At 66.3% G+C, this 15,621-nt stretch carries 13 protein-coding genes; 6 read left to right on the top strand and 7 right to left on the bottom strand.

Annotation, left to right across the window (positions count from 1 at the left end):
• Window positions 1-171: 171 nt before the first annotated feature.
• From AB0N24_RS02005 to mtrA, 3 genes are all read right to left on the bottom strand, one after another.
• Entirely contained in the window at window positions 172-1,893 is a 1,722-nt protein-coding gene (locus AB0N24_RS02005; protein WP_364119685.1) for an LpqB family beta-propeller domain-containing protein, read from the bottom strand.
• Entirely contained in the window at window positions 1,890-3,725 is a 1,836-nt protein-coding gene (gene mtrB / locus AB0N24_RS02000; protein ID WP_364119743.1) for an MtrAB system histidine kinase MtrB, read from the bottom strand. The genes AB0N24_RS02005 and mtrB overlap by 4 nt, the downstream gene beginning before the upstream one ends.
• Window positions 3,726-3,822: 97 nt before the next feature.
• Window positions 3,823-4,497 carry an MtrAB system response regulator MtrA gene (gene mtrA, locus AB0N24_RS01995; protein WP_104172248.1) on the bottom strand — a complete coding sequence of 225 codons (675 nt, stop codon included), beginning with the start codon at window positions 4,495-4,497 and terminating at the stop codon, window positions 3,823-3,825.
• A 258-nt stretch (window positions 4,498-4,755) separates the two neighbouring features.
• Here mtrA and AB0N24_RS01990 point away from each other — a divergent pair, with 258 nt between their 5' ends.
• The 6 genes from AB0N24_RS01990 to AB0N24_RS01965 are packed head-to-tail and all read left to right on the top strand — an operon-like array spanning window position 4,756 to window position 11,190.
• The gene (locus AB0N24_RS01990; protein ID WP_364119682.1) at window positions 4,756-6,174 is read left to right on the top strand and encodes a hypothetical protein; all 1,419 of its coding nucleotides are present in this window, start codon (window positions 4,756-4,758) and stop codon (window positions 6,172-6,174) included.
• Entirely contained in the window at window positions 6,171-6,893 is a 723-nt protein-coding gene (locus AB0N24_RS01985; RefSeq protein WP_364119679.1) for a DUF4129 domain-containing protein, read from the top strand. Before AB0N24_RS01990 ends, AB0N24_RS01985 begins: the two co-directional genes overlap by 4 nt.
• Window positions 6,890-8,116 (top strand): DUF4350 domain-containing protein, encoded by a 1,227-nt coding sequence (locus AB0N24_RS01980; protein WP_364119677.1) that lies wholly within the window; start codon window positions 6,890-6,892, stop codon window positions 8,114-8,116. The genes AB0N24_RS01985 and AB0N24_RS01980 overlap by 4 nt, the downstream gene beginning before the upstream one ends.
• Window positions 8,113-9,141 (top strand): MoxR family ATPase, encoded by a 1,029-nt coding sequence (locus AB0N24_RS01975; protein WP_364119675.1) that lies wholly within the window; start codon window positions 8,113-8,115, stop codon window positions 9,139-9,141. The genes AB0N24_RS01980 and AB0N24_RS01975 overlap by 4 nt, the downstream gene beginning before the upstream one ends.
• Window positions 9,141-10,433, top strand: a complete 1,293-nt coding sequence (locus AB0N24_RS01970; RefSeq protein ID WP_364119672.1) for a DUF58 domain-containing protein — start codon at window positions 9,141-9,143, stop codon at window positions 10,431-10,433. The genes AB0N24_RS01975 and AB0N24_RS01970 overlap by 1 nt, the downstream gene beginning before the upstream one ends.
• Window positions 10,434-10,476: 43 nt before the next feature.
• Complete coding sequence (locus AB0N24_RS01965) at window positions 10,477-11,190, top strand: DUF4166 domain-containing protein (protein WP_364119669.1); 714 nt, start codon at window positions 10,477-10,479, stop codon at window positions 11,188-11,190.
• Here the strand turns inward: AB0N24_RS01965 and AB0N24_RS01960 are convergent.
• The 4 genes from AB0N24_RS01960 to AB0N24_RS01945 all read right to left on the bottom strand — a co-directional run bounded on the left by AB0N24_RS01960 (window position 11,187) and on the right by AB0N24_RS01945 (window position 15,620).
• Window positions 11,187-12,320, bottom strand: a complete 1,134-nt coding sequence (locus tag AB0N24_RS01960; RefSeq protein WP_364119666.1) for a hypothetical protein — start codon at window positions 12,318-12,320, stop codon at window positions 11,187-11,189. The two genes, AB0N24_RS01965 and AB0N24_RS01960, sit on opposite strands and share 4 nt — an antisense overlap.
• Window positions 12,321-12,323: 3 nt before the next feature.
• A complete protein-coding gene (locus tag AB0N24_RS01955) occupies window positions 12,324-12,767 on the bottom strand; it encodes a chorismate mutase (RefSeq protein ID WP_104172242.1) in 444 nt (147 codons plus the stop codon).
• 136 nt (window positions 12,768-12,903) lie between these two features.
• Window positions 12,904-14,598, bottom strand: a complete 1,695-nt coding sequence (locus AB0N24_RS01950) for an ABC transporter ATP-binding protein (protein WP_364119663.1) — start codon at window positions 14,596-14,598, stop codon at window positions 12,904-12,906.
• Window positions 14,595-15,620 (bottom strand): ABC transporter permease, encoded by a 1,026-nt coding sequence (locus tag AB0N24_RS01945; protein WP_364119660.1) that lies wholly within the window; start codon window positions 15,618-15,620, stop codon window positions 14,595-14,597. The genes AB0N24_RS01950 and AB0N24_RS01945 overlap by 4 nt, the downstream gene beginning before the upstream one ends.
• Window position 15,621 lies beyond the last annotated feature (1 nt).

The following is a 15,621-nucleotide window of genomic DNA, read 5'->3' as shown; positions in this document are numbered from 1 at the left end:
GGCTGCACCACTACAATCACCACAGGCCCCACACCGCAATCGGAGGCCACCCGCCCATCAGCCGATTAACCAACCTGCCTGGGCAGTACAGCTAGGAAGCCCGCGAGGTGCCTATGTGGACATCGCGCCTCTGGCCGCACGCCCTACGGCGTGCCGGGAAAGGCCGCTGCGTCAGCCCGGGAACGACGGGTCCACCGGTCCCTTCAGCTGGGGTGACCACCCGTTTCCGAGGCGCTGGAAGATACCGTCAGCGGACTGCCCGAAGATTTCCTCCGGTCCGTTGCCTGCGCTAATCGCGGTGAGCCCCGGCCAGGGAGCCAGTTGCTGGGGCTGTGAAGCAGCCAGGGAGAGCAATTCCGGCGTGACGTTGTCGGTGGCCGATCCCTTCATGACCGCGACAGTGGTGTCGCTGACCCAGACACCCTGGTCCGGTTGGCGGTCGGTCAGGAGGGTCGTCGGGGCAGTGAGGTCCCGGGGTGTGCCGTCAGCGTTGCGGACGATTCCCGTCACCTGCACGCGGGTTTTCCCGTTTTGCTCGGAAATCACCAGGGCACGCACCCCCTCCCGGGATATTCGGAACTCCTTGACGGTGCGTCCTGCGAGCCACGCGGGTGCCAGCGTCACAGTTGGCATGCTGGCACCCTCGGCGACGCCGGTGGGGCGGTAGGCAAGGACTTCGGTGGCACCGTTGGCCCCGGGGCCGGCAGTCCAGACCCAGTCCCCCAGGCCGAACGACGGGTGGGTGAGGGTGGAACGCGTAGTCAGCGCCCTCGCGGGCTGCCCCGGCACAATCGAGTACAGCGTCGTCGTGGTGCTGTTGAGGAACGCTATGGACTGTGATGCCGGGGACTCGGCCGGGGAAACCGGATCGAGTGCCCCCACGGACTGGATATCCGGAAGCGGCGAAATCCTGTTGTTCTCGTAGCGGACCAGCTGGCCCTCATTCACGGCAATCTGGCGGGCCGGGACGTTCTTGTCACGGACGGGAGGCAGCACGGACCCGTTGTCCTCCACGCGGACCAGGTCCTGGTTCGCCCTGAGCTCTACGTTGACAACGTCGGGTTGGCCGCGGAAGGTCAGCGCCAGTTGTGTCTGCATCCGCAGCCTGTCTTCGCTGGAAGCTTCCACCAGCTCCTTGGCACTCAGGTCCACCTGGGCCGCGCCGGAGACCACCGGGACTGACTCGCGGGCCAGTTTCATCCCCGAGGGGAAGGCGCTGACAACGGCTCCCTTGAGATACGGTGCTGGTCCGCTGAGCAGTGCACTGGTCATCGCCTTGACGGTTTTCTTCTTGATGAACCATCTGACGTCCGGTACCGCGTAGGTGAAGCTCGGATCATAGAAGTAGATGGGGTAGGCGCCGTAGATCACCTTGAACGTCTGTTCGGGAATAGCGGTCCCGTCCGGGATTCCGGAGATCCGCCACTCGCCGTCCACCTGAGTCAGGGTGACCTGGACAGTTTCTTTGGTGCCCTCGGGAAACTGCGTGGCGATGCCGTCTGCGTCGACGGAGTACGCCACATCAAGCTCGTAGTTGTACACGTTTTCGACGCCCGTCCGGACCACCTTGGTTGAGCGGAAAACCAGTGTCCTCTGGTCCGGCTTCCAGGCCACGGACTCGGCCTGGGTCAGGTACTCCCGCGCCACCGCATAGTCGTCTTCGTAGCCACTGCCCGCCAGATAGAAGTCATCGATGATGGATTCGGGTGCGGCGCCTTCCCGCGGAGCCACCGGAAAGAAAACGGGTGCGTTGTTGGGCTTGCCCGCGCTCTCATCCGTGCTTTTCCCGACGGGTCCGGAGCGCGGAATCTGGGCGCAGGAGGTCAGCAGCAGGAACAGCACCGCCAAAAGAGCGGCGGCAGCAGCGCCTGGCCTTCGTGATGTTGCGTTCATTTCGCTTCATCCCCGCCCGTGTCTTGCGTCGCGACCGGCGAGGCAGCCGTTGGCTTGACCGGCCCCGGCTCCGCAGTCTGCACTGTACCTTCGGAGTCCGGCGGCGCGACGGCTCCAAGGAGCAGCATGGTGCCCTGGCCCGTGCCAGGGAGTGCGACGTCCGCAGGTTCCAGCTGGAGCGGCGACTTGGAGATGGCCTCGCCCTGCTTCAGCGGCAGTGTCAGCCTGAAATTTGATCCTGTTCCTTTGCTGCCCCAGGCCTGAAGCCACCCGTTGTGGAGTTTCGTGTCTTCCGCCGCAATGGAAAGGCCCAAACCGCTGCCGCCGGTGGTGCGCGCCCGCGCGGGGTCCGCCCGCCAGAACCGGTCAAAGACCCGGGCGGCCTCGGACGGTGTCATGCCGATCCCGTGGTCACGGACTGCAACCGCCACGGCGGTATCGTTCGCAGCGACGGAGATATTGACCGGGTTGCCTTCGCTGTGTTCAAGCGCGTTGAGCACGAGGTTGCGCAGGATTCGCTCGATCCGCCGGTCGTCCATCTCCACCACGATGCTCTTTTCCCGGGAATTGATGGTGACGTCCGAACCGTATTCGGCGGCGACTGGTCCGGCGTCCTCCACGACATTCGCGATGAGCTGCAGGATATCGGTGGGCTCGGCGTCGAGCACGGCCACGCCCGCGTCGAACCGGGAAATCTCCAGGAGGTCAGCCAGAAGGGACTGGAAGCGTTCCACCTGGTTGTACAGGAGCTCGGCCGAGCGCTTGTTGATCGGATCGAAATCATGGCGCGCGTCGTACAGTACTTCGGCGGCCATCCGCACGGTGGTGAGCGGCGTGCGAAGCTCGTGGGACACATCGGAGACGAAGCGCTGCTGCATTTGCGAGAGCGTGGCCAGCTGCGTGATCTGTTCCTGCAGGCTGGCGGCCATGTGGTTGAACGATGCGCCCAGCCTGGCCACCTCGTCCTCGCCCTTGACCACCATCCGCTCCTGCAGCTGGCCGGCCGCCAGTTTCTCGGAGACGACGGCTGCATGGCTGACCGGGCTCACCACGTTCCGGGTCACATACCAGGCAATGGCCCCAATGATCAGGACCAACACCGCCCCGCCGGCCAGCAGGACGTTCTGTATTTCGTTGAGCGTTTTCTGCGCGGTGTTCAGGTCGTAGATAAGGTACAGCTCATACACGGTGCCGTTGAAGGTGACTTTGTTGCCCACGGCAATTCCCGGCCGGTCCTCAGTGCCTACCGGGAACTCGGTGGATGCCCAGAACTGGTCCTTGCCGGATTCCTGAACGGCTTTCCGCAATTCGGGCGGGATGACGCTGACGGTGAGCTGGTCCGATGCCCGTGATTCCACCCAGCGGTTGCGCGGTTTGGTCTGTTCCGGCATCGCCTCGAAGACATATCGACGCTGGATCACGTTCCCGCGCCCCTCAACGGCGTTTAGCGTGTCGTAGACGAGTGTAATAACGCTCGACTGGTCAGTGACCTGGGCGCCATCAAACGTGTCCTGGACCTGCTTGACGTTGTACAGCGTCTCCGATTCCGCCTGGGTCAACCGTTCCTGGAACAAATTGTTGGCGATCTGGTTCGACAAGTACGCGCCCACCACGGCGAACGACCCAATCGAGAGCAGCAGCGTGGTGAGGACCGTCCGGAACTGCAGGGACCTGCGCCAACGCCGGTGCAACGCCCGCAGCAGGAAACGGACACCGGGCAGGAGCCGGATCAGGCCAGTGCGGACGAGCCGGGCGACCCGGAGTCCTACGATCCGGGCGCGGCGTATCCAGATGCGGGTTCGGAACGGCAAGTCAGAGAGCACACCGGCCATGGCATCGGTATGCTCCGGAGCACCGTGGACGTGGGCGTGTTCCGTTTTTGGCGGGCGGGCTACCTCCGGCTTGCCGCCGGCTTCGCCGCTGGACGGGTCAGGAACCTGCTTTGTAGCCGACACCACGGACCGTCAAGACAACTTCGGGGGCTTCAGGGTCGCGTTCAATCTTTGACCTCAGCCGCTGGACGTGGACGTTCACAAGGCGCGTGTCTGCCGCGTGCCGGTATCCCCAGACCTGTTCCAGCAGCAGTTCGCGGGTGAAGACCTGCCACGGTTTGCGGGCGAGTGCAACGAGCAGGTCAAACTCCAGGGGTGTCAGCGAGATGCGTTCGTCGTTGCGGCTCACCAGGTGCCCTGCCACGTCAATGGTGATGTCAGCAATCCGCAGGGTTTCTGGGGCCTTTTGGTCTCCCGGGCGGAGTCTCGCCCTAACCCGCGCAACCAATTCGGCCGGCTTGAACGGTTTGGGCACATAGTCGTCGGCGCCGGATTCCAGGCCGCGGACCACATCCGAGGTATCCGACTTCGCGGTCAGCATGACGATGGGCGAATCCGACTCAGCGCGGATCTGCCGGCACACTTCGATGCCGTCCATGCCAGGAAGCATCAGGTCCAACAGCACGAGGTCCGGCTTCGAGGAACGAAAGACTTCCAGCGCCTGTGCCCCGTCTGCGCAAAAGACCGGCTCGAAGCCGTCATTGCGCAAAACAATTCCGATCATCTCGGCCAGCGCCTCGTCATCGTCCACTACCAGAATGCGTGCCTTCATAGTTATATATTCGCCTATTGAATGGGCTTTGTCCCGTTGAGGGCCGACACGGCATGGCGCGGTCACCCGCCGGGCGGGACGCGGAACGGTGGCCGGACCGGCGCCACACCGCGAAGAATGCGCCCGAGGCTATGAGGCATGCGGGCAAAACTATAGGCTGGGAGCGGGCCGGACGGTGCAGGACACCGCCGGTCCGGAGCGTCGGGCCGGAGTTTCGGCCGGGCTGCTCGCGGACAGCATCTTTTGGGGAGGAACAGGTTGTCAGAGCAGGATCCGAACGCGCGGCCCCGGGAGGGGCAGCCGGTGGAGCCACCCGCAGGGGGCGCACCGCAGCAGTGGCCCGCGCCGCAGCCGCCCCACCAGGGAAGCCAATCGCAGTGGAACCCGCCGCAGGGTGCCTCCGGCGGAAACCAGCCGCAATGGGGGGCGCCGCAATGGAACACGCAGCAGCCCGGTCACGGCGGACAGCCGCAGTGGCGTTCCCCCTACCCGGGGCCACAGCCTTCCTTCAATCAGCCGGCGTACGTTCAGCCGGGGTATGTCGCCCCGCCGAAGCCCGGGATAGTTCCGCTGCGACCACTGATGTTCGGCGAAATCCTGGACGGCTCGTTTCAGACCATCAGGCGCAACGCCGCAGCGATGCTGGGGGCGGGCCTCCTGGCACAGGCCCTGGGAACCATTGCCGGTGCGCTCGCGGCGGCACAAGCCGGATCGGACGGCGAGTCCCTCGGGCTGTGGCTGGAAAGCCTGAGCCCTACGGAAATGGTCGGCCTGGGCCTCGGCGTCCTGGCCGGTGCCGTCATTCTCGGACTGGTGTCCGTCTTTATCTCGCTTGTGCTTCAGGGCGTGATGGTGGTTCCCGTGGCCCGGTCCGTCCTTAATTGGCGCACCGGTTTTAAGGAGATGTGGTCGCTGTCGCGGTCCAGGATCGGCTCATTGCTCGGGCTTGGTGGGCTCATGATCCTGGCCAGTATCGCCGTCGTCGCCGTACTGGTGGGCGGGACCTGGCTCCTGGCAGATTCGATGGGCGGAATGTCTGCGCTCATCATCGTCCCCCTGTTCCTCGGCACCATGGCGACCGTGCTGTTGCTCTCCATCCGGTTCCTCGTGACGCCGGCTGCGATTGTCGTCGAGGAACTGGACGTACTTGACGGCCTCCGAAGGTCCTGGCAGTTGACTCGGCACAACTGGTGGCGGATCTTCGGCATCACGCTGGTCGTTTCCCTCCTCATCGGCATTATCAGCCAGATTGTCCTGATCCCCATCAGTCTCGTTTCCGGCGGATTTTCCTCCGTCGTCGCGCCCCATGGCGGCGACGACGCGCAACGTGCCCTCGCAGTGGGCGTCGGAATCGCGTCACTCATCGTCTCGGCTCTCGTAGGGGCAGTGGCGTACGCCTTCCAAACCTCCGTGATGGGCCTGTTGTACATGGACCTCCGGATGCGCAAGGAAGGACTCGACCTCGCCCTTCTCCGGCTGCTGGAATCAAGCACGGACGCCAACGGCGTCCCCGGACGCGGCATCGCCCCGGAGGAGAACGCTGGCCGTCCTGCTCCCGGCGGCTGGTCCCACGCCCCCTACGGCCCGCCCCCGGGCTACGGCCCGCCCCCGGGCTACGGCCCGCCCCCGGGCTACGGCCCACCCCAGGGCTACCGGCCGCCCCCGGGCTCCGGATGAGCCGGCCGGCCCTTTCCGAGGCGGCATCCGCGGTGGGTACGGTCCTGCATTCGGCCGCCGGCCGGACGCCGGCTGAACCTCCCGTCGAGCCCGACAGGCAGGAGGCCAGCAGGTGGGCCGCCGAAGAACTGTCCAAACCCGTGTACCGGGACGCACAACCGGACTGGCTGACCGATCTGTGGCGGCAATTCACGGACTGGCTGCGATCGCTCAATAGCGGCGACCCCGCAATTGACAGCGGCGTCGCCGTACCGGCCATCGGGGTGACCATTGTGATCCTCATCGCAGTGGCCATCCTCCTCGCGCGTCCCCGGCTGAACGCCCGCCGGCGCCCGGCCGGAGACGTCGTCGACGCCGATCCCTCCATCAGCCCGGCGGAATACCGGCGGCTCGCGGCAGCCGCGGCCGCACGCTCCGACTGGCGAACCGCCGTCGTCGAACAATTCAGGGCCATCGTCCGGTCCGCGGAGGAGCGAACGGTGATCGACCCGCTGCCGGGCCGGACGGCGGACGAGGTGGCCGGCCAGCTGGCCGGCGCCTTCGGCGGCTGTGCCGCGCAGCTGCGCCGGGCCGCCGATCAATTCGACGCCGTCCGGTACGGCAGCGAGGACGCCACCGCCAGGGATCACGCCGACATGGTGGGGCTGGATCAGCTTCTGGAATCCGCAAAGCCCGACTTCGGCCGGCCGGCCGTGGACCGCCTGGCGCTGCCGTTATGACGCCAGTACTTGAGTCGGAGGATCGGCCCTCTTCGCCGGGGCCTGCCGCCGGAAGTGGCCTCGCCGGCCAAACCGTCAGGGCATGGATCCGCCGGCACCGTACGTGGACCCTCATCGGCATGGTCTTCGCGCTGGGTGTGGCGCTGACGATTGTTGCCCAGCTTTCGCCCCGCGGCGACACCGTTCCCCTGTCCACGCGAAACGCAGCCCCGGACGGAGCGAGGGCCGTAGCCGAAATACTGCGAAACCAGGGCGTGGATGTCCGCCAGACCGACAACTTCGCGGCAACGATGTCCGCCCTGGACGATACGTCCGAGGACAGTGGGGACAGCAGCGGAACAACTTTGCTCCTCTACGACCGAAACGGCTACCTGGACCGCGAACAGCTTCAGGAGCTGCAGCAGGCCACGGACAGGCTGGTCGTGGTGACTCCCAGGCTGAACGCGCTCAGCGCCCTCGGCGGTGACATCCGCCCTGCCGGAGTTGTCCCGGCGGGGGTTGCCACGCTGGATCCCGGCTGCGGGACGGATGATCCCGCCACCGCCGGAGCGGTCACTGCGGAGTCCGCCTACCTCTACCAGGCCGACCGCCCTTGCTATGAGCCCTCGGAAGGCCTTGGCGGGCTGTATGCCACCAGCGACGACGGCCGGCTGGTGGTGCTGGGCAGTACGCAGATCATCAGTAACGGCCGGCTCGATGAACAAGGCAACGCCGCGCTTGCGCTGCGGACCCTTGGGGGCTCGGACCATCTTGTCTGGTATCTCCCCGGCATTGCGGATGTCACCACTGCGGACACGCCGAAGACCCTGGATGAGCTGGCCCCGCCGTGGGTGGCCTTCCTCGGCCCGTGGCTTGCCCTGGTGGCAGTGCTGGCGATGGTCTGGCGGGGTCGCCGGCTGGGTCCCCTGGTCTTCGAGCCGCTGCCGGTGGTGGTCAAGGCCGTTGAGACCGCCGAGGGCCGCGCCCGGCTATACCACGACTCCCATGGTGTGGACCGGGCGGCCGACAACCTCAGGGCGGGCACGCTGGTCCGGCTCGCGCGGGTCCTCCGGCTCGGACCGGATGCTGAGTCTACGGCCATCGTCGACGCCGCCGGCCGGCACCTTGGGCGCACGGCGGAGCAGACGGCCCGCGTGCTGGAGGCCCGTCCCCGAACTGAAAGCGAGCTGGTCCGTTGGGCCCAGCAGCTGGACACCCTAGAGAAAGAGGTAACCGCCCGATGAGTGAGCAGACCAACGGATTCATTCAGGGCGGCCCCGGCGGCCCTGCCCTGGCAACGGCGGAGGCCACTCCCGGCACGGATCCCGTCCGGCAGGCCCTGCTCGATGTGCGTCACGAGGTGGCAAAGGCCGTGGTGGGCCAGGACGCCACGGTCACGGGGCTGCTGATAGCCCTGCTGTGCCGCGGGCACGTGCTGCTCGAAGGGGTTCCCGGTGTGGCCAAGACCTTGCTGGTCCGCACGCTGTCCGCGGCCCTGAGCCTGGACACCAAGCGCGTCCAGTTCACCCCGGACCTGATGCCCGGCGACATTACCGGCTCGCTGGTCTTCGACTCCCGGACCTCCGAATTCAGTTTCCGGGAGGGCCCGGTTTTCACCAACATCCTGCTGGCGGATGAAATAAACAGGACGCCGCCGAAGACGCAGGCGTCCCTGCTGGAAGCCATGGAGGAACGCCAGGTATCGGCGGACGGTGTCTCACGGCCGCTTCCCGTGCCGTTCATCGTCGCCGCCACCCAGAACCCGGTGGAGTACGAGGGCACCTATCCCCTGCCCGAAGCCCAGCTGGACCGTTTCCTGCTCAAGCTCGCCATACCGCTGCCGGGGCGGGCGGACGAAATTGAGGTCATCCGCAGGCATGCTGCCGGCTTCGATTCCAGGAACCTGGCCGCGGCCGGTGTCCGGGCGGTGGCAGGCGCTGCCGAACTGGAGCAGGCGCGCCAGGCAGTGGCTGCGGTGGAGGTGGCGCCGGAAGTCGCGGCCTACATCGTGGACATTGCCAGGGCCACCCGCGCCGCACCGTCCTTCCAGCTGGGCGTGTCCCCGCGCGGCGCGACGGCCCTGCTGAGCGCCGCCCGCGCGTGGGCGTGGCTGTCCGGACGGCATTTCGTGACACCGGACGACGTTAAGGCACTGGCGCTCCCCTGCCTGCGCCACCGGGTGGCGCTGCAGCCCGAAGCGCAGATGGATGGCGTGCACGTGGACGGTGTCCTCGCCAGCATCCTGGCATCCGTGCCCGTTCCGCGCTGATGGCCATTTCAGGACGGTTCGTACTTCTGGCACTGGCGGGGCTGGTGCCGGTCATGCTGTTTCCCGGCTGGGGCACGGTTCTGTTGGTCTGCCTCGCCCTCTGCGCATTGCTGCTCCTGGACCTCTCCGTTGCGGCATCGCTCCGGAAGGTCACGCTGGACCGCACTTTGCCGGGCAATGTCACGCTCAGCGCAAGCACCGAATCCGTCCTGACTATCGGGAACATCGGTAACCGCCCGCTCCGTGCCCTGGTGCGCGACGCGTGGCAGCCATCGGCGGGTGCGCAGAATCCGCGCCAGCGGGTGGACGTTCCGGCCGCCGAGCGCCGGCGCATGACGGTGACGCTCCGGCCTGTGCGCCGGGGCGACCTCAAGGCTCCGCATGTGACCCTTCGCGCCTTCGGTCCGCTGCGGCTGGCCGCGCGGCAGCGGACCCTCCCCTGTCCCGGCGCAATCCGGGTGCTCCCGCCGTTCCATTCGCGGCGCCACCTTCCGTCCAAGCTCCGTAAGCTGCGTGAGCTCGATGGAAAGGCCGCGGTCCAGATCAGGGGCGCCGGCACCGAATTCGATTCGCTCCGCGACTACGTCCGCGGTGATGACGTGCGTTCCATAGACTGGCGCGCCACGGCGCGGCGGTCCGCCGTCGTCGTCCGTACCTGGCGGCCCGAACGGGACCGGCGCGTGGTGATCATGCTGGACACGTCCCGGACGTCTGCTGCGAGGATCGACGACGAGCCGCGCCTTGACACCGGCATCGAGGCGGCCCTGCTGCTCGCCGTCCTGGCGGAACGTGGCGGCGACCGTGTGGACTTCTTCGCCTTCGACCGGCGGACACGCGGCCGGGCGGGCTCTGCGTCAAAAGGCAACCTGCTGGGACAGCTCGTGCAGGCCATGGCGCCGCTGGAACCGGAGCTCATCGAGCTGGACTGGAGCCAGGTCCCGGGCCAGATCCGGCAGATCTCCGCGCACCGCTCCCTTGTGGTGCTGCTGACCCCGCTGGACGGCGGCGCGCCCGAGGAGGGACTGCTCCCGATGGCGGCGCAACTGGCGCAGCAGCATGTTGTGGTGGTTGCCTCGGTGCGGGACCCCATGCTGGGCACCATGCAAAAGGAACGCGGGACGGCGGCACAGGTGTTCCGCGCGGCAGCAGCCGAACGCGCGCTACTGGAACGCGAGGCGGTAGCCATCCAGCTTCGCCAAATGGGGGTCGAAGTGGTCGACGCCGAACCGCACCAACTGCCGCCGGCCCTCGCGGACGCCTACATCCGGCTCAAGGCTGCGGGGAGACTGTGACTGCCCTGTCGAAAACTGTTCTGTCGGAAAGCAGGAGGCTAGCTTGAACACGCCTATCTATGAACGTGCCCTGGGCAGCGATTTCGCCCGGCTCCAGCCCGAGCTGCAGGAGTACTTTTCCCTTGCTCCCGGGTCGGGACGCTACGGTGTGGGTGAGGGGGTGTTCGACGTCGTCGGGTGCCGGCAGCAGTGGCTGCGGCCGTTGTTGCGGCTCACCAGCGGGGAGGAAGCGTTCTTCCCCGAGTACGGTGAGCGTATTCCGTTCCGGATCGAAAACCACGCGCACCTCGATCCGTTCGGCCGGTCGAGTCTCACTGCCAGGCGTGAGATCCAATTTCCCGGACAGACACGGCTGTTCCATGACACCACCAGCTTCGATGAGTCCCGAAGCAACCCGGGACTGGTCGATTACGTGGGCCGCTACCGTCGCCTCGTCACCGACCTGAATCTCAGCGTGACCGCCGACGGGCGGCTTCGGGGTGTTTCCGAGGCCTCCCGGCTTTTCCTGGGTCCGTTGCGGATCCCGCTACCGGCCGCTGTGGACGCAAAGGCGTACGCGGAGCAGTGGTGGGAACCGTCGGAGGGCAGCCACGGAAAGCACCGGATCCAGGTCAAGGTGATCCAGCCGCAACTGGGCCTCGTCCTGGTCTACGCGGGGAGCTTCGATTACCGGCTCCGCTCCTACCCTGGCGCGGCCACGGCGCCCGGCCATCTCCCGGGCTACGCCCGGCCGGACAGGTGGGAGAGCCGCGTTTAGCCGAGGGCCAGCTGGTTGAGCCCGTCCGCCACTTGGGTCAGCCGGGTCAGGACAGCGGTGGCGGACGACGGCGTGTGCCCCGCCAGTCCCGCGGACGGGGTCACTCGGATGGAGTCGAGCGCGGAAGCGGGAAGTCCCAGCTGACGCCAGGGCCGCCACACGTTCTCCACTGCATCCTGGACACGTGGCAGGGCAGCTGACGCGTCGTTCACCTGCAGCACACCGGCCCATAGGCTCTTCCCCGCCTCGACTGCGCCGGCGAGCTCTTCCCATTGCCGGGAGGTGAGCGCCTTCAGCGGGACAGCGATCCCGTCCGCCCCGGAAGAAAGAATTCGGTCAAAGGGGGCTTCGATTTCGGCAACCGCAATGACCGTTTCCACAGCGCCGGCGGCCCTGATCGCGTCGATCACCAGCCGCCACGATTCTGTCACTTCCTGGCCCGGCACCGACCGCAGGGTCCGGTAACCGCTGGACGTGGGAATCGTTCCGGCCAGGACGGCGGCGACATCAGGTTCATCGATCTGGACAACCAATCGTGCCCCGGGAACAGCCGTGCCCACCCGGGACAGGAAATCGCCGACGCCGGCTGCCAGCGACTCGGCGATGTCGCGTCGTGCGCCGTAGTCGATCAAAGCCCGTTCACCGTTGTGCAGGTGCAGGCCCGCGGCCAGGCTGAGCGGTCCGCGCAGTTGGACCTTGAAGTCCCGAGCCGGGCTCTCTTCGGTCCCGGCGACATCGGCGAGGACGTTGACGTCCGTGGAGAGGGCCGACTTCGCCTTCATCAGGTCCCGCCCCGGGCGGTCCACGATCCGCCACCCGTAGGGCTGGACGTCGACCGAAAGGTCAACCAGGAGTGAGGCCGTCCGGCCGAGCGCATCCGAACCGACGCCGCGGTCCGGGAGCTCCACAAGGAAAGGCAGATGCGGGCTGCCGAGCTCACCGCGAACGATCCGGGTTGACTCCAGCGGGTCTTCTCCCGGCCACGGCCCCAAGGCGGTGGCCGTGACTTGGCGGGTTTCGGTGACGCCGGCTTCGGCGCTGCGGGAATCAGGGTTCCGGGGGTCCTGGTTCCTGGGGTCCTGTCTCCTGGGGTCCTGTCCGCCAGCCCTTGAGCGATTCGATTCCGGCATGGCCTAGGCGTCGACGGCGGTGGACGGGGCGGCCTGCGAAAGCCGCGGCTGGCTGGCGGCGGCTCCATTGTTCTCCGCGGCCTGGTGGTCCTCGGCGATGGCTTCGTGGTGCCTGATGACCTCGCCGATAATGAAGTTCAGGAATTTTTCCGCAAAGGCCGGGTCCAGGTGCGCTTCCTCGGCGAGGCGGCGCAGCCGTGCGATTTGGGCGGTCTCCCGGCCGGGGTCCCCTGCCGGGAGCTTGTGCGCCGCTTTGAGGAATCCGACCTTCTGGGTGGCCTTGAACCGCTCGGCCAGAAGGAAGACAAGGGTGGCGTCGATGTTGTCAATGCTGGACCGGATGGACAGCAGTTCCGCCATCACCGATTGGTCCACCTGTCCGGCCAATGAACTGGCTGAGGGGTCGTAGGATTCGGCGTCTGAAAGATCTTGGTTCTGCTCGGTCATGGCTCCAGTCTATGGGCACCGCGCTAAATGCCCGTGGCTGTTAAGCGTCCGCGAAACGTTGCCGAGGAACGGAAACGCCTGACGGAAATGCCCGCCGCCCACAGTGGACGGCGGGCATCTTCACCCGGGACTGGAACTAACCGGCAAGCAGTGAGCGGTTCGCTTCCCGGCGCTTCGCCTGTTCGTCCGGATCGGGTACGGGCAGCGACGCGATGAGCTTCCGCGTGTAGTCATGTTGCGGGTTGCCCATGACCTGGGTGCCAAGTCCCTGCTCAACGAGCTTGCCCTTGTAGAGCACGCCAACCCAATGGGACAGGATGTCCACTACGGCCAGGTCGTGGCTGATGAACAGTGCGGCAAACCCGAACTCCTGCTGGATGTCCTTGAACAGTTCCAGTACCACGGCCTGAACTGACACGTCCAGGGCGGAAGTGGGCTCGTCGGCAATCAGCAGTTTGGGGTTCAGGATCAGGGCACGGGCCAGTGATGCGCGCTGCCGCTGCCCGCCGGAGAGCTCATGCGGGAAGCGGTCAGCGTACGACGCCGGCAATTGCACCGACTCGAGCAGCTCGCCCACGCGTTTCCGCGCCTGGGCAGGCGTCGGATTGCTATGGATGATCAGCGGCTCGGCAACGCAGTCGCCGATGGTCAGCTGCGGGTTGAACGAAGCCGCCGGGTCCTGGAACACGAACCCGATGTCCTTGCGGAGGGGTTTGAACGTGCGCTCCTTGAGGTTCAGCATCTCGTAGCCCAGCACTTTTAGGCTGCCGCCGGTGGTGCGGTTCAGGCCCGCGATGGCACGGCCTATGGTGGTCTTGCCGGACCCTGATTCGCCCACCAGCCCGAACACTTCGCCCTCGGACAGCGTGAAGCTGACGCCATCCACGGCCTTGAAGCTTGGACTGCCCAGCCTGCCCGGGTATTCAATGGTCAGGCCCTTGGCTTCCACGAGGACCTTCCGGTCCTGGTGTGCCCGCGTGGTCATTCCCTGGGAGGCGGAGTTCCGGCCCAGGTGCGGCACGGCTGCCAGCAGCTTCCGGGTGTATTCCTGCTTCGGCTCCGCAAACAGCACCTTGGCAGGTGCCTCTTCGACGACGTCGCCCTGGTACATCACCACCACCCTGTCGGCGAGGTCGGCCACCACACCCATGTTGTGGGTGATCAGGACTATCGACGTGCCGTATTTGTCCCGCAGGTCCCGCAGCAACTGGAGGATCTCCGCCTGGACGGTGACATCCAGGGCGGTCGTGGGTTCGTCGGCCACAATCAGCCCCGGATTGAGCGCGAGCGCCGCGGCGATGACTACACGCTGTTTCTGGCCGCCGGAAAACTGGTGGGGATAGTAGTCCACGCGGTTTTCAGAGTCCGGGATGCCCACCTTGCGGAGAGCTTCGATTGCCCGGACCTTGGCTTCCTTGGCCGATACGCGTTTACCCGTGCCGCCCGCATGCGCGCGGATGCCTTCGGCTATCTGCCACCCCACGGTGAAGACGGGGTTCAGTGCCGTGGAGGGCTCCTGGAACACCATGGCCACGTCCCTGCCGCGGATCTGCCGCAGCTTGGAGGCACTGACGCTGATCACGTTGTTCCCGTTAATCACCACCGCGCCGGAGCTGATGGCGGTCTCCGGCAGGAGTCCCAGGATGGTTTTGGCCGTAACTGTTTTTCCGGACCCCGACTCGCCGACAATTGCCACGACCTCGCCGGGGTTCACCTCCAGGCTGACGTCCTTGACCGCGTAGACGTCGCCGGCGTCGGTGGCAAACGTGACTTTGAGGTGGTCAATGTCCAGGACCGGCCCGGTGCCGGGCTTGTCGATGTTGATAGTCATGAGCCTCTCACTTCAGCTTGGAGCGCAGCCTGGGCGGCTGCGTTGGTGTCAGGCCCGCCCTTACCGGAGGCGGCCTTTTTTCGTCCGCGCAGCCGCGGATCGTTGAGGTCGTTGATGCTTTCGCCCATGAGGGTGAGGCCCACGACGGTCAGCACGATGGCGAGGCCCGGGAAAACGCCGGTCCACCAGATGCCGGACGTGGTGTCGGCGAGCGCCTGTTTGAGGTCGAACCCCCACTCGGCCGCCGAGCTTGGTTCGATGCCGAAGCCCAGGAAACCGAGTCCGGCCATGGTCAGGATGGCTTCGGAGGCGTTGAGCGTAAAAATCAGCGGCAGGGTGCGGGTGGCGTTCTTGTAGATGTGCCGGCTCATGATCCGGATGTTGGACGCCCCGACCACCTTGGCCGCTTCCACAAAGGGTTCGGCCTTAAGGCGGATGGTCTCTGCCCTGATCACCCGGAAGTACTGCGGGATGAAGACCACCGTGATGGAGATTGCCGCGGCCATGATGCCGCCCAACAGGCTGGATTGTCCGCCGCTGATGACAATCGCCATGACGATGGCCACCAGCAGGGAGGGGAAGGCGTAGATGGCGTCCGCGATGACAACGAGGATCCGGTCCAGCCAGCCGCCGATGTAGCCGCTGACCAGTCCGAGGATGACGCCGATGAAGATCGACATCAGGACTGCGACAACGATGACCATAATGGCCGTCTGCGTTCCCCAGATAACCCTGGACAGAACATCGTAGCCGCCCACCGTGGTCCCTAGCAGGTGTTTTCCGCCCGGTGCCTGCTGGGCCGGGAACCCGCCGTCAGCATCGCTGAGCTGGGCATAGCCGTAGGGAGCCAGCAGGGGCGCAAAGACGGCCGTAAGGACGAACACGGCGGTCAGGATGAGTCCCGCCACCAGCATTCCCCGCTGCAGCCCGACGCTCTTGTTGAAGTGCGAGATGACCGGCAACCGGCGGAAGAGTGAAGCGCGCGGATCCGTCGTGGGTTCGACAGTTGTAGGGGTGCTCATG

It is taken from the genome of Arthrobacter sp. NPDC093128 (assembly GCF_040683875.1).
Classification (GTDB): domain Bacteria; phylum Actinomycetota; class Actinomycetes; order Actinomycetales; family Micrococcaceae; genus Arthrobacter.
This window is presented reverse-complemented; position numbering and strand designations above follow the sequence as displayed.